A 12521-nucleotide genomic window follows, 5' to 3' on the forward strand; every position below is an offset into this window, starting at 1 on the left:
GCAGCCGGGCGAGGCCGACTATTCCCCCCGGCCGGCCCCCTGGTAGTGCTTGGTGGCAGCCTCGATCAGGGCGTTGATGTCGTCGGAGGAGACGCCGTCGAGCTTGCAGAACCGCTCGTAGTCGTCGCCCAGCAGCTCGCGTACGAAGTCGCGCAGGCTGCTCTCGCCGGTGGACAGGTCGGAGGTGACCTGCCAGTCGGCGTTCGCCGGCGGCTGCATGGTGAAGTATTCGCCGTCCACGTCGAAGACGAATGGCTCCTGGGTCGCCTCCCGCTTGTGCTGGCGCAGACTGAAGTGGGAGACAGGCTTGCCAGCCTCGGTGATGACCTTCTTAGGGGTTGCCATCAGGAGGTGACCTCATCCACTTCGGGGGCCATGAACGAGTGGTAGACGAGGTTGCCGGCGTCGTCCGGATAGGTGGAGATCGTCCACTCGTAGCCGGCCATCTCGCCCTGCGCGTACGTGACCTCGTTGCGCTCCGTGATCTCCCCTTCGGGGACATAGAAGCGCTCCCAGACGGTGCCGTCGTACACGTCGAAAATCCACGAGCGGCGGTCAGGAGCCGACACCGCCGACTCGGCGAACGTCGTCACTCCCTCGGTGGGCACCAGATCCGCCACATCGATCTTGTACTGGAGCGACTTCACGATCGGGCGGTTCGTCTCCCACGCCGTGAAGCTGAAGGTGCGCACCGAGGAGGTGACGACCGTCCGGAACGGACTGGACAGGCCCCACGGCGTGAAGGACTCCGAGTCCTCATCCACACCGTTGGTCAGGCCGTCCTCAGAGATGGCGCCGATGGGGAGCCACAGCCCGCTCGGCGTCTCCTCCGGGTCGGTGGGCTGGGCGGTGCCGAGCGGCGCCACCCAGCAGCCTCCGTTGGATCCGACGAGCGCGAGGTCCGCGGCACGGATAATGGTGGCCATTTTGAGCTCCTAGATCTCGCTGGGCCGGGCATGCAAAAGCCCTGGGCCGGTCGGCTCCAGGGCTGAGAAGAGAAGTGGGTGTCAGGCCGGATGGACTACAAGCCGATAGGTCGCCTCGTAGCGGCGCAGTCCCGGGTTGTCATAGGGCACCTGGTGGGGTCCGACTCGGGTCTCCACCTCGGAGAACACGGCGCCGCCGGCGACTGCACCCCATAGTTGGTTGTGCAGCAGCAGTTGCACGTCGCGGGCGAGGCCGGATGCGGCGGTTCCCGTTTCGGCGAAGGCTGCGATGTCCACGACGGGCTGGTCTCGGCGGTATCCGTCGTAGGGGCCGCCGATGCGGACCACCTGTAGCCATGGCAGCCGGTCGTCAAGGTCGGACGGTGTTTCAGTGGACGCCCGTACGTCCTCTAGGTTCGCTTCCAGGAAGGCGATCAGCGTCGCCTCGATGTCGATCACGCGGAACCTGCCGCTCGGCCCATCACCCGGTAGCGGGGCGTCCGGGCGGAGCCCCACTCAACGAGCGTGGCGTGACGGGCGTCGTTGATCAGCTTGGATTGTGCGCGAGGGCTTTTGCCCTGTCTGACGCCGGTCTCCACGCGGAAACTCCGCCGGTACGTGCCGGTGTCCTCAGGGGCGCCGGCTTCGCAAACGGCCTGCAGACGTTTGGCCCGGTCCTCCATCTGGTCCTGCATCCTCGTGGAGGCCAAGATCTTGCCCACGCCCTTGTAGTTGGTGCGGAACGTGGCGCGACGTGCCACAGTGACCTCCTCGGGGACGCGGATCAACGAGGGAGACGGGCGTGGCAGACGAGCAGTTAAGGCCAGACGTTCAGGCCGCCGCCGACCGCATGGACAGCAAGTTCGGGGCGCGGCGCGAGATCCGGCGACTCGCCGGTCACCTGTGGGACGACGAGACCGTCCACCATCTAGCCGGGGGCTTCTACGGCGGCGGCCTCGGGCTCGTCGCCCTCACCAGTCGCCGCCTGCTGTTCATCCGAGAAGGCTGGACCGGAAGGGCGACCGAAGACTTCCCGCTGGACAAACTGTCGTCCGTACAGTGGAACTCTGGCCTGGTGCAGGGCACCCTCGCGGTGTTCGCCTCCGGCAACAAAGCGGAGATCAAGCAGATCGCGAAGGTCGATGGGGCGCGGATCGCTGACGCGATTCGCAACCGGCAGGCGATGCCTGCAACGCAGGCCACGGCGCCCCAATCGCCGCAGCAGGGGCTCGGCCTTGTTGACGAATTGACCAGGCTGTGGGGCCTCGTCCAGCAGGGCGCGCTAACCCACGCCGAGTTCGAGGCGGCGAAGGCCCGGCTGCTAGGGCCGTCGAACGGGTGGGCGACTAGCCCTGGACGCGCTCAAGACGCACCTCCACTCCCGCCCGAGTGCCGGTAAGAGGAGATCGCCACGCCGACGGCAGGCCGACCACCTCGTATACGAGGCCGTACACCTTGACCTGGTCGGTGGACAGGATGCGCGTCCCGTACGGGGCCAGTACGGTCAAGCGTTCACTCGTCTGATCCTGGCCCTGCACCTGCTCAGTCGAGCCGGTTGGCCACACCGCGCACCCCTCCGCAGGATGTTCGGTGATGGACCAGACGGGGTTGCCGTGACCGTCGCGCCCGGTCTCGGTCCGGCGCAGGAAGACGACCGTCTCTCCGAGCGGGTACGGGGCGGGCATCAGACGTCCTGCCACATGCGCGACTCGGGCCAGCCGTCGCCGTCCATGTCCCACGGCCAGGTCGGCGCCGGCGTCGCCTCTGCAGGTGTCGGGTCGACGGTGAAGGCCCCGCCTCGCCCGCCGAGCCGTTTCAGCGCCGCAGTCTCCGCCTTGGTCATGTACAGGCCCGCTTGAGGGCGGGCCACCGTGTACGGGCCTACCGTCTCCGAGGAGACGCCCTGCGGGTTGGCGTACGCCCTGCCCGCCATCGCCAGCACCACCGCGGACGCGCCGTCCGGTAGCGGCTTGACGACGGACTCGGCGAGGCTGGTCGCCTGCTCGATCAGCAGGTTCGCCCGGCACTCGTTGACTTCGGCCAAATCCAGGTATAGGGCCAGATCGACTGCGTTGACCACGATCGGCCTCCCTACAGGGCTTCGATCGCCTCAACCCACGCGGCGAGATCATCGGACGGATTCAGGTCTTTGGATCGCTGGATGGCCCGCTCCGACGCCACCGACCATTCCGCGGGGTCGTCGAGCGCCCGCAGGGACGCCTCCCACGCGTCGAGATCGCCCGCCTCGCAGAAGATGCCCGCATCGGCGAGGCTTTCCGCCAGGCCTGGCGTTGGTGTCGCGACCACGGGAATGCCGCTCGCCAGCGCCTCAACGCCGACGCGGCCCCACGACTCCGCATGGGACGGCACCAGCAGGACGCGCGTGCGGGCGTACACCTGCTCGCGCATCTGGTCGCCGGGAACCTGACCGATCACCTCGACGTTGGGAAGGTCCTTGACGATCTGGTGGCCGTAGGCGCCCTCGACGGCGAGGAACCGGTGTTCGGGCATGCGCGCGGCCAACTTCCAGAACGCATCCGCACCCTTCTCCCGGTTGAGGTTGACCATTGTGATCAGGTCGCCGGGGGTTGTGGCGTAGTCGTCGGCGTACACCGGAGGCCTTACCACCATCTCCTGTGCCGGCTTAAGCCACTTCGGCCGCTCCGCGAACAGCGCCTCGGCTTCGGCCTGCAGGTGCAGGCTGTTGTAGACGACCATCGCCGTGGACCCCGCGGCGATGTTCTTGAAGATGACCGGCGCTGGGTTGTGGGCTACGACGACGAATGGAATCCCGTACCCGCGGGCCAGTGCACCGGCCGCAGGCACATTCTCGTACTGGCTGATCACCACGTCGGCGTGGCGGACCGCGGACCCGAAGTCGAGCCGCGCCGCCAGCGGGATCACCATGATTCCGTCCACGTGGTACGGGTCGCGCGCCTTGCCGTAGCGAGACAGCCACACCTGCACGTTGTGTCCGCGCTGAGCGAGGGGGCGAAGCATCGAGAACAGCGCCCACTCTCCGCCGGCGTTGTGGTGCGGAGGAGCCGAATGGATGCGGACGATGATCCGCTTCGGGTTGTCGGCCTTTCCTTCGAGGAATGTCCGGGCGGGCGGGCCGGCCGCCGGCTCACCCTGCCCGGCGGCCGGTTTCGCAGGCCTGGCCTGCCGGGTCCGCTTCGGCGGAGGATCGCCCTCCGCCGTCCTGCGACGTGGCGGCATCAGCTGATGTAGCCGTTCGTGGTGTACTTCACGAACGCCTCGACGTCGCCCACGACGAAGCCGTAGTAGGCCTCCGCCAGCAGGAGAACCAGGTTCTCCTGGAAAGCGGAGTGGACGCCGCCCTCCTCATCCACGTAGGTGGCCTCGGCCGAGACGCGGACGGTGATGTCCATGCCGACGCCGTAGGCGGCCTGCGACCAGTCGCCACCGATCGCCCGCAGGCCGGAGTCGGTGGAGGTGGACTGGCGGCGGTGCTTGCCCGACACTGCCCGGGAGTAGGCGAGCGACTCGCCGATCAGCGTTCCCGCAGACGCGGCGTTGGTGCCCGGCGTGGTCGTGTCCACGAAGATGGGGCGCCCGTTGGCGTCGGTGGCCAGCAGAAGCTCCGGCTTCAGGCGCGGGTCGGCGGCGAAACCGGTGAAGTCCCAGTCGTCGTCAACGACCTCCTTCATGCCGCCCACCAGGTCGGCGTAGACGCCACCGTTCTGCTGGGTGGCGGTGCCGAGTTCCTGCCACTTGGTGGTCTCGATCAGGTAGTCGGAGAACGGGCCGGAGGCGCCCTTCATGGTCTTGCCGTGGATGGCGGCGTAGTCGAACGCACGGCTGAAGGCGGTGGGCAGATCGTTCTGGAGCTGCGTCCACAGGCCGGCCGCGTTGGTGTTGACGACCTCTTCCGCGACCGGGATCAGGACGGCGAGCTTCTTCGCGGTCATCTGCTTGACGTCGATGCCGCCCGAAGAGAGCGGCTTGCGGGCGCCCTGGCCGACCCAGTCAGCGGTGGGCACGTCCATCGGGATCGGGATGCTGGTGGTGGCGTCGATCGCGAGCGGCGCGCGGCGCGCCAGCGACATGATCGCCGACTGCTCGACGGACTTTTCGAAGATCGGCCCCGTCAGAGTGCGAGGCAGCAGGGCATCGTTGAGATCGCTGAGCAGGATCGGCTCAGTGGCGACCATGGTGGCTCCTTATTTGCGGCTGCGAAGCCGCGCATTAAGAAACCCCGCGAACTCGTCCGCGGGGCTTGACGAACGTTGCTTGTTTGCGCTGGACGCCTGCGTCTTGTCGGGCGCGGGCGGGCGGCGCTTATCCGGTTCGGCCGGCTTCTTCGCGAGGTGCGGCTTGCGTTCCAGCAGATCGGCCAAGTCGGCTTTGATCCGGTCGGCGTCAATGTCTCCGTCGTCGGAGTAGCCGCCGAACTTTTCACGCAGATACGTGATCGCATCCTCGGGGTCCTCGAACTTCTCGACGGCCAGTGCGCGCACTTCGGCGCGAACCGCCCGCTGGAGGAGGGCCTCGATGCGCTGTTCGGCGCTCTCGGCCCTCGCGACGGCCTTCTCGGTGTCGCTCTTGTCTCTGTCGAGGTATTCCTGAAGCTGCTTCTCCAGGTCTCGCCGAGCCTTGTCGGCTTCGCGCTTGGCTCGTTCGGCGTCGCGCCGCGCTTTGCGCTCCTGGTCTAGTGCAGCCTTACCGGGGGCACCGAGCTTGGTCCCGTCGCTGTCATCGCGAATGGTGTCCGTCGCGGACACCTGCGTGGCATCGGCGTCGGCCGTCTCCTCTTCGGACGTGATGTCGTCGGTGGTGGCGGTCTGCTCGGTGGTGGTGTCGTCAGCCATCGCGGCCTCTCGGTTGCGGCCCGCCGTCGCGGCTGCGGCCATGGGGTGATCACCCCGCAGAGGCGGGGCCGGAACACCGAAAGGCCCCACGATGGGGGCCTTTCGGAAGCTTGAAGGGGGGCCCTATCTGGTCTCTTCGCTGCGGCCCTCGAAGGCTTTACGCCAGGCGGCGAGCTTGCCCTTGGTGCCGTAGACGCCAGCCGTGGACTGTATGTAGAGCCGGTCCCACTCCTGCACGTACTCGGGAGGGTCCCACTCCTGACCTGCAAAGATGGGGGCTACTGTGCAGTCGCAGTTGTTGTGGAACTTGTAGCGGCCTTCGCCCGTGAACCGGCTATCGGCGGCTCGGCCCGCTGTCTGTTCTGTGTGGTAGACCGGCCCGCGGCTCACCATGAGACTGCAGAATGCGCACGCGCCCGGGCCCGTCACCCGAGCCCAGCCGAGCGCCTCGTCGTCATCGTTGAGCGCTTCGACAACGGTGTCCCGTCCCACGTCTGCGATGATCTTCTGTGCGGCACCCTCGGCCCTCTGTTCGGCTGCGGCAAGTCGCTCGCCGATCGGTGGTGGGCCGTCGGCTTCGGGGATCCACAGGTCCTTGGTGGCCCACCTGAGCGACGCGTCCGCCTTCCCATCCGGAATCTGGGCCGGCACGGGCACGAACACGCCGCGGACGCGGGCGATGTCGCGCTCTTCGGAGTAGTAATCCGCGGCGAGCGTCCCAGACATGCGGGCGAACGTTTCCAGCAGCTCCTTCACCGCCTCGATCCATAAAGGGATCGAGGTGGCGAACGCGCCCAGCCGGATCAGGTCCCAAAGCGGGCCGAGTTGTTCGGCAAGACGCGCCGACAGGGCCCGCTGGGCAGCCTGGTGGTCAGCGGCCCGCGACTGCTGCGTCATCGTTGATCTCCGGCTCGGCGGTGCGGTCACGGGCGCGTCGCGCCGTCAGTTCGTTGCCGAGGTCGGTCAGTGCCTGCCGGCCTTGCGCTCGCCGGCGGTCGGCGTGGACGCGCTGCCGCTGCCCTTCGGTCAGGCCGACCATCTCCAGGGTGACGTCGGAGTCCGCGGGCAGGATGCCCGTCTGGACGAGCTTCGTCGCGGCATCGGTCTGTGCGGCCATGGTGGGCGTGGCCGGGTTGCGCCACACCGTTTCGATTCGACGGGACCGATCCGGCAGTTCGCCCGTCTTGATCAGCAGAGCGAGACGGTAGACGTTCGACCAGGGCGTGTTGAACAGCGTCTGCTTGCGCTCAGCCCGCTTGACGAGTTGCGCCTCGGTCGAGCGGATCGCGTCCGCGGAGGCGGGATTGTCGGTCGTGTAGCCGAGGTAGTGCGGCGGCAGGCCCAACTGGGTGGCCATGATCCGCGCATACATGTCGATCATCCGCGTATACACGGACGGGTCGTAGGCGGCGAACTGGCCGACCGTGGGCACGTCGCCGTCCTCGTCACGCTCCAGGGCCAGCACCCGGCCCAGGTAGGCCTCCCACGCACTCTTGGTGTTGCCCTCGGCGTCCTGGAACGCCGACTCGGACGCGCCCAGGATGTACCGCTGAGGTGCGCCGTAGAACTCGCGGGCGACCTCCATGCCCATCAACGTCCGGCAGGCCGCGTCTGTGATGGACATGACCGCGTTGGTGATCTCGCTCCGCCCGATCCTGTCCGCCGTGCGCTGCCGGTTCGAAATCCGCACCACCGGCGGCAGCCCGAGGTTGTGGTCGTCGCGGTCGATGACCTCCCACCCCGAGGACGTCGCCACCACATGGATCGACGTGTCGGGCAGATACAGGACCGCCGCGTCCTGGTCTTCGATCTTGTACAGGCGCAGCCCGGACGTCACCGCTCGGGCGCGAGCGTCATAGAAGACCGTCATGTCCAGCGGTGACTCGATCGAAATCAGCGGCGGCATGTCCGCGTCCTCGCTGGATCCGACTGCCGCATACGACCGGCCGTAGATAAGCGAATCCAGGTGCGCCAACTGCGATTCGGCGACCAGTTCGTTCGCCTCAGCGATCTCTTCCAGTTCCCCGGAATCGTCCGGCGCGTCCTTATAGCGCCACGTCTCGATGTCGAGCCGCTGCTCTAACGCATCCACGCCGATCTGCGGCCACCCGATCACCGTGTGCAGGCCCTTGAGCTGGGGCGGGATAGAGATGCCAAGGTCGCGGATCAACTGCTCACCGTTGTAGTAGCAGTCCCGCAACTCCAGGCCGAACCGGCACGTCAGCAGTTCGCCGCGGAGCGCGCCCAGCAGCCTCGTCTCGTCGTCCGAAAGCGTCAGCAGCGGAAGATCGGGAATCGTGGCGGTCACTTCAACACCACCGCCCGTCCTTGTCCTCTGCGCCCTAAACCCTTGGAGATGGCATCCAGGCGCGCCTGCCATGCCAGCATCGCCGCGATGGCAGCGTCGATCTTCCGGCGGCTCGTCGGGTGCTCTTTCGCGATCTGCAACCCCGACCGGGAAGGCCGCCGGCGTGCGTTGAGCATGTGCCGGGTAAGCGCAAACGACCCATCGTGGGTCAACTCGGCGTTCACGACTGCCGCGTGCAGCTGCTCCAGTGACCGCACCACCAGGTTCACCCGGTTCATCCACCACTCGATCGGATGGTTTTGGCTGGACCGCACCCGCAACCGCCGGCCGTAGGTGTACTCCCAGTCCGCCACGTACGACCGCCAATCCGCGGCAGGGTCGGCGTAGAAGCCGACCACGCGATAGCGCTGGAAGGCCGACCGGACCGCAGCCTCGACTTCCGGGATCGGCACCCACCAGTCCTTCCCGGCGGGCCCTTCCGGCTGCTCCCACACTGCGACCTCGAACAGGTGACCGTCCGACACCCGGCAGCCAATCAGCGCCGTCGCGTCCGTGACGCCGCGTTCGCGATGCCGGGAGCCGTCGAAGCCGAGCGTGATCCGCTCCCCGTCCGCGACCACCTTCGTCGCATCCACACACGCAGCCCACTGCGGCTGAGACAGCCACGAGTCCGTCGCGTGCGTGATCTGGTTGAGGAAGAACCTTCTGGCATCTGCGGGGTCCGTGTCAGGGTCCCAGTAGTCCTGCAGGACCCGCTCCAGGTTCACCCAGCCGCCATTCACGTCAGCCGAGTCGCCGTATGCCACCGCCAAGCCCCCAAGTAGAGACTCGCGATCCTCCGGGTCTGTGTCGGCCGGCGCTTCACGGTGGTCGTACAGGATGCCGTCGTCGCCCTTGAGCTTTCCGGCCTGCTGGTTCTGCCATGCCTCCCACGACTTCTCCGCCACCGAGTCCTCGCCGGGGATAAACGCGTTCGGGCTTTCGATCGACGAAGCGTTCACCTTCGTCAGGTTGCGCCGCAGCGTGGAAGCGAGCTTCCTGCCGCCGTTCGTCGGCGTCCACGACTCGGTCTGGTCCATCACGGCGAAGATGGGGCGGAAGCCCTCGCGGGAGGTTGCTGCAGAGGTCGTGAACTCGATGCGCCCCCGCGGCACGTTGACGAACGACTCCATCGGCTCGATTTCGTAGGCGTCGTACACGGGACCGTTTCGCGCCATCTCCAGCAGCGGGTCCCACGTGTTCGCCGTCTGGTCCTCGCTGACGGCTACGATCTGAGCCTTCGCCTTGAACCCCATCGACGTCCACTCGCGACCCACCGGCTCTCCGTAGGCGTCCCAGCCGTCCAGAACCACCGGGGCGAGCGCCTCCGTTAGGGTCAGCGCCGCCAGGATCGGAGATTTCCCCCAGCCCTTCGGCCTGCACAGCACGGCCCGGCGCACACGGCGGGCGTTGTCCAAGTGTCGCCCTTTGACGGCCGGCCCAGCGAAGTCAGGATTGACGACGTAGAAGTTCAGGATGAACTGGGCCTGTTCATCAGTGAGTTCCAGCGGCTCACCCGCGCTCGGCCCGTCCGGGACGATCAGGTGCGTACTCATCCAATCCAGGACGATGTAGCCGAGCGTGGGGAGCTCTCCGGGGTAGCTTGGACCCCGCCACGGCATCTACGAGCCCTCGTCAGCCTGCCGGCTGGGCAGGACTCTCAGATTCGCGTACCGGCTCTGCGACTTCGGCTGCTCCGGGCGGTTCGCGTCTTTCTCGTCCGCGTCCGCGAATTGCATACGGAGCCTGGCCCTGTCCTCTGGAGTGGCCCCGTACTTGGCCACCCTCAGCCGGACCTCGGCCGCGAGCGTCCACTGCCCCTTCGACCACATGGTGGTGTGCATGAGCGCGGTGTCGAGAAGGAAATACCAGTCCGACTCGATCATCACCTCAGCCTGAGGCGACCGCTTCCACATCTCCCACCACGCAAGGGTCCGCGGATGCCAGTCGATGTCTTCCGGGAGATCCGGCGCCTCGGCTCGCTCGAACCGCAACACCGTCTGAGGCTGTGGATCCTTGTTGCGTCGCGCCCTCCGCGAGGGGTCCTTCGGCGCAGGGCCTACTCCAGCCATTGGAGGGATCACCTCCAATGACGTGCGATGTAGATCAGGTCAGTTCAGCGATGACCTCGGACAAGTCAGCAAGCGCGGACGGCGCCTGCTCGAAACGGTTCTCAGTGATCGAGATGAAGCGCCAGTTCCCATACACCTCGACGGCGGTCCCATCGCTGCGGCGAATGCGCCGCCCGGAGTCCACACGGCCTCGGCCGAAGACGTGAAGCCCCGTTCCCGAGGCGGACACTTCGATGTACGTGCGCGGCAACCGGTCAAGGATCGCCTGCGCCCAGCCGGCCACTCGCCCGCGGCTGATGCAGTGGTCCAGGTCGATGCAGACGATGCCGTCACCGTTCAGGACGAACCCGATACCAGCGCCAACCCGCGGCGACTGCTTGACTCGTTCGTACGAGTTCCACGTCGCCGGGTCTGTCGAGGACGCCACCCGGCGTGACACCTGCAAGGGGACCTTCTTCTTCGAGTGACGCACCCACCGCGCTTCGTCCCGCATCGCCTTCGGCACAGGGTGACGGGCTCGGTGGGCGGCGACCCGGCAGCGCGTGGAGCAGTACGTGGGGATACGGCCACGGCCGGCGGCGGGCAACGGCTCTCCGCATCGCCCGCACCCACGCCCCGCTGTAGTCGCCACACAGGCAGGATATCGAGATCGGCGTAACGAATAAAGGCTGTGAGCAGGCCATTAACTGATCTGCGATCTTCGATAGGAGTCACAGAGCGTTATGCCCGCAGGCCCCAGACCCGTACGGAACCACGGCGCGTATACCTGCCGCTGCGGGATTTGGTCCCATAGGGGGTAGGTCCCCACATATAGGTCAAATCGGACATTCTGCCGTTACGTTGCGTGACATGATCTTGATCATGCTGGAGGTCACAATTGCGTCTCACGCACGTCCATCGAGTGCATGGTGGATGATCTGCCACCCCATCGACCCGTCTTCTCTTAGCTCGGGCACTACCGTCGGTCCACACGCACAGTCACAGTCGGACGTGGCCGTGTCGTGCTCTACGAGATCCCCTGCAGTGTGGACGTGAAGGACGTGGGAGTCAGTCATCGTCCTCACCTACGACGAGGAACTGCTGTGCGTCGATGATGCGCTCTGCTGCCTTGATGAGCCCGTACTGGGTTATCCAGTCGAGCGCTTCACTGTCTGAGATGGCGAGCCCTGGCTGTCCGTCAGGGTTGATCACCTTGACGACGAGGTGTGTCAGAGAAAATGCACCAGATAGGGCCGAAAACACCTATCAGTCGCGAGAGGGGTTATACGGGATCCTGGCGTAGTTCGCGCCGGGTCGCAACCCGGGCCTCATGAGCGGCCTTCAGCCCGGCACGGCGGGCCTGTCGGATCGCCTCACCGCGCCCGTGGTGCTCGTCATCGGGGGTGACGTAGCCGAGGCCCTCGTGCAGCCTGACCTCGTTGTAGAACGTCCGGATCGAGTCCAGCTCGGCCTCCAGCTCTCCGGGGTCGGTGATCTTGTCCAGGTGCGGGAACTCGTCTTTGACGTGCCCGAACAGCGACTCGATCCACGCCTGGTCATTGGGCGTGCCGGGACGGCCGAAGTGCTGGGCGATCCGTGCCCCGGCCATGAACGTCCTGGTCGCCGAGGAGGTCATCTGCGGCCCGTTGTCGGAGACGGCCAGCAGCACCGGGAAGGCGTCATGGTCGGGCACCTGCCCGCCACGCAGCTCGGCCACGAACCCCTCGTCATCGAGGAGATGCGCCTTACCCAGCATCTGAAGGGCCCGCGTGTAGGCCACCTCGACCTGGGTGGAGGTCTCTTCTGGGGAGACCACGGTGGCCAGCCAGTAGCGCGAGACCACGTCCAGGACCGCGATCGCGCACCAGGACGGCACGCCCCGGAAGTGCGTGAAGTCATAGATCGTGATCACACCCGGCACCAGCTCGGCCCACTCAGGCCACTCCCGGCGTGGCCGCCGCTCGCGGGCAGGCCGCTCGGCAATCGTGATCCCGGCCGCCTGCAGCACCCGCAGCACGGTCGATTCCGAGGCGTAGAACGCTTCCACCCGCGAGCCGCGATGGGCCAGCTTGCGGTGCGAGCGGTCGATCTCCAGCCACCCCTCGGCGATCTTCACAATCGCCTCGCGTTCCCACGGCAACAGCGCATGCAACGCGATCTCCGGACCCGGCTTGGCGTCGGCCAGGCGGCCCACCACGGCCCGGGCCTGCCAGCGCAGCACCCGCACGTGGTCCAGCCCCAGCAGGGCGGCCGAACGGCGGGCCGACCAGCCGCCCTCCCGCGCCGCGTGCGCGACGAGCTCCAGCAGACCGGCCTTGACGGAGGCGTCGACTCGCGGCGGGACCAGGCCGGCGTTCAGCCCCAA

16 protein-coding genes are annotated in these 12521 nt (G+C 67.0%); 1 reads left to right on the forward strand and 15 read right to left on the reverse strand.

Annotated elements, in window-relative coordinates:
• Positions 1 to 18: 18 nt before the first annotated feature.
• The 4 genes from VIU94_RS15070 to VIU94_RS15085 all read right to left on the reverse strand — a co-directional run bounded on the left by VIU94_RS15070 (position 19) and on the right by VIU94_RS15085 (position 1687).
• Entirely contained in the window at positions 19 to 345 is a 327-nt protein-coding gene (locus VIU94_RS15070; protein WP_331911657.1) for a hypothetical protein, read from the reverse strand.
• Positions 345 to 926, reverse strand: a complete 582-nt coding sequence (locus tag VIU94_RS15075; protein WP_331911659.1) for a phage tail tube protein — start codon at positions 924 to 926, stop codon at positions 345 to 347. Before VIU94_RS15075 ends, VIU94_RS15070 begins: the two co-directional genes overlap by 1 nt.
• A gap of 81 nt (positions 927 to 1007) precedes the next feature.
• Entirely contained in the window at positions 1008 to 1385 is a 378-nt protein-coding gene (locus VIU94_RS15080; protein WP_331911661.1) for a phage tail termination protein, read from the reverse strand.
• Positions 1382 to 1687, reverse strand: coding sequence for an HK97 gp10 family phage protein (locus VIU94_RS15085; RefSeq protein ID WP_331911663.1), 306 nt, complete (start codon positions 1685 to 1687; stop codon positions 1382 to 1384). The genes VIU94_RS15080 and VIU94_RS15085 overlap by 4 nt, the downstream gene beginning before the upstream one ends.
• A 41-nt stretch (positions 1688 to 1728) precedes the next feature.
• On the opposite strand from VIU94_RS15085, the gene VIU94_RS15090 reads away from it, so the two are divergent.
• Positions 1729 to 2325, forward strand: coding sequence for a PH domain-containing protein (locus tag VIU94_RS15090; RefSeq protein ID WP_331911665.1), 597 nt, complete (start codon positions 1729 to 1731; stop codon positions 2323 to 2325).
• A gap of 285 nt (positions 2326 to 2610) precedes the next feature.
• Here the strand turns inward: VIU94_RS15090 and VIU94_RS15095 are convergent, their stop codons facing one another.
• The 11 genes from VIU94_RS15095 to VIU94_RS15145 all read right to left on the reverse strand — a co-directional run.
• On the reverse strand, positions 2611 to 3006 hold the full coding sequence (locus VIU94_RS15095; RefSeq protein ID WP_331911667.1) for a hypothetical protein: 396 nt from the start codon (positions 3004 to 3006) through the stop codon (positions 2611 to 2613).
• 11 nt (positions 3007 to 3017) lie between these two features.
• Positions 3018 to 4145, reverse strand: coding sequence for a glycosyltransferase family 4 protein (locus VIU94_RS15100; protein ID WP_331911669.1), 1128 nt, complete (start codon positions 4143 to 4145; stop codon positions 3018 to 3020).
• Positions 4145 to 5101 carry a phage major capsid protein gene (locus VIU94_RS15105; protein WP_331911671.1) on the reverse strand — a complete coding sequence of 319 codons (957 nt, stop codon included), beginning with the start codon at positions 5099 to 5101 and terminating at the stop codon, positions 4145 to 4147. The genes VIU94_RS15100 and VIU94_RS15105 overlap by 1 nt, the downstream gene beginning before the upstream one ends.
• 9 nt (positions 5102 to 5110) lie before the next feature.
• Complete coding sequence (locus tag VIU94_RS15110) at positions 5111 to 5800, reverse strand: hypothetical protein (protein ID WP_331911673.1); 690 nt, start codon at positions 5798 to 5800, stop codon at positions 5111 to 5113.
• Between the two features lie 81 nt (positions 5801 to 5881).
• The gene (locus VIU94_RS15115; protein WP_331911675.1) at positions 5882 to 6655 is read right to left on the reverse strand and encodes a VG15 protein; all 774 of its coding nucleotides are present in this window, start codon (positions 6653 to 6655) and stop codon (positions 5882 to 5884) included.
• Positions 6630 to 8066, reverse strand: a complete 1437-nt coding sequence (locus VIU94_RS15120) for a phage portal protein (RefSeq protein WP_331911677.1) — start codon at positions 8064 to 8066, stop codon at positions 6630 to 6632. The genes VIU94_RS15115 and VIU94_RS15120 overlap by 26 nt, the downstream gene beginning before the upstream one ends.
• Positions 8063 to 9661 carry a terminase large subunit domain-containing protein gene (locus VIU94_RS15125; RefSeq protein ID WP_331911679.1) on the reverse strand — a complete coding sequence of 533 codons (1599 nt, stop codon included), beginning with the start codon at positions 9659 to 9661 and terminating at the stop codon, positions 8063 to 8065. The genes VIU94_RS15120 and VIU94_RS15125 overlap by 4 nt, the downstream gene beginning before the upstream one ends.
• 66 nt (positions 9662 to 9727) lie before the next feature.
• Positions 9728 to 10177, reverse strand: coding sequence for a phage terminase small subunit (locus VIU94_RS44940; RefSeq protein WP_524540632.1), 450 nt, complete (start codon positions 10175 to 10177; stop codon positions 9728 to 9730).
• A 34-nt stretch (positions 10178 to 10211) separates the two neighbouring features.
• Positions 10212 to 10682 carry a hypothetical protein gene (locus tag VIU94_RS15135; RefSeq protein WP_331911683.1) on the reverse strand — a complete coding sequence of 157 codons (471 nt, stop codon included), beginning with the start codon at positions 10680 to 10682 and terminating at the stop codon, positions 10212 to 10214.
• A 542-nt stretch (positions 10683 to 11224) separates the two neighbouring features.
• Complete coding sequence (locus VIU94_RS15140; protein ID WP_331911685.1) at positions 11225 to 11368, reverse strand: hypothetical protein; 144 nt, start codon at positions 11366 to 11368, stop codon at positions 11225 to 11227.
• Between the two features lie 70 nt (positions 11369 to 11438).
• Positions 11439 to 12521: integrase core domain-containing protein (locus VIU94_RS15145; RefSeq protein WP_331911687.1), on the reverse strand; the 1083-nt coding region annotated here is incomplete at its 5' end.

Origin of the sequence: Streptomyces sp. (assembly GCF_036566765.1) — a bacterium.
Taxonomy (GTDB): Bacteria; Actinomycetota; Actinomycetes; order Streptomycetales; family Streptomycetaceae; genus Streptomyces.

What these genes read in the sequence shown, in the direction of transcription:
- VIU94_RS15070 (WP_331911657.1), bottom strand. Translation starts at nt 345, where the DNA reads ATGGCAACCCCTAAGAAGGTCATCACCGAGGCTGGCAAGCCTGTCTCC.
- VIU94_RS15075 (WP_331911659.1), bottom strand. Translation starts at nt 926, where the DNA reads ATGGCCACCATTATCCGTGCCGCGGACCTCGCGCTCGTCGGATCCAAC.
- VIU94_RS15100 (WP_331911669.1), bottom strand. Translation starts at nt 4,145, where the DNA reads ATGCCGCCACGTCGCAGGACGGCGGAGGGCGATCCTCCGCCGAAGCGG.
- VIU94_RS15105 (WP_331911671.1), bottom strand. Translation starts at nt 5,101, where the DNA reads ATGGTCGCCACTGAGCCGATCCTGCTCAGCGATCTCAACGATGCCCTG.
- VIU94_RS15110 (WP_331911673.1), bottom strand. Translation starts at nt 5,800, where the DNA reads ATGGCCGCAGCCGCGACGGCGGGCCGCAACCGAGAGGCCGCGATGGCT.
- VIU94_RS15115 (WP_331911675.1), bottom strand. Translation starts at nt 6,655, where the DNA reads ATGACGCAGCAGTCGCGGGCCGCTGACCACCAGGCTGCCCAGCGGGCC.
- VIU94_RS15125 (WP_331911679.1), bottom strand. Translation starts at nt 9,661, where the DNA reads ATGAGTACGCACCTGATCGTCCCGGACGGGCCGAGCGCGGGTGAGCCG.
- VIU94_RS44940 (WP_524540632.1), bottom strand. Translation starts at nt 10,177, where the DNA reads ATGGCTGGAGTAGGCCCTGCGCCGAAGGACCCCTCGCGGAGGGCGCGA.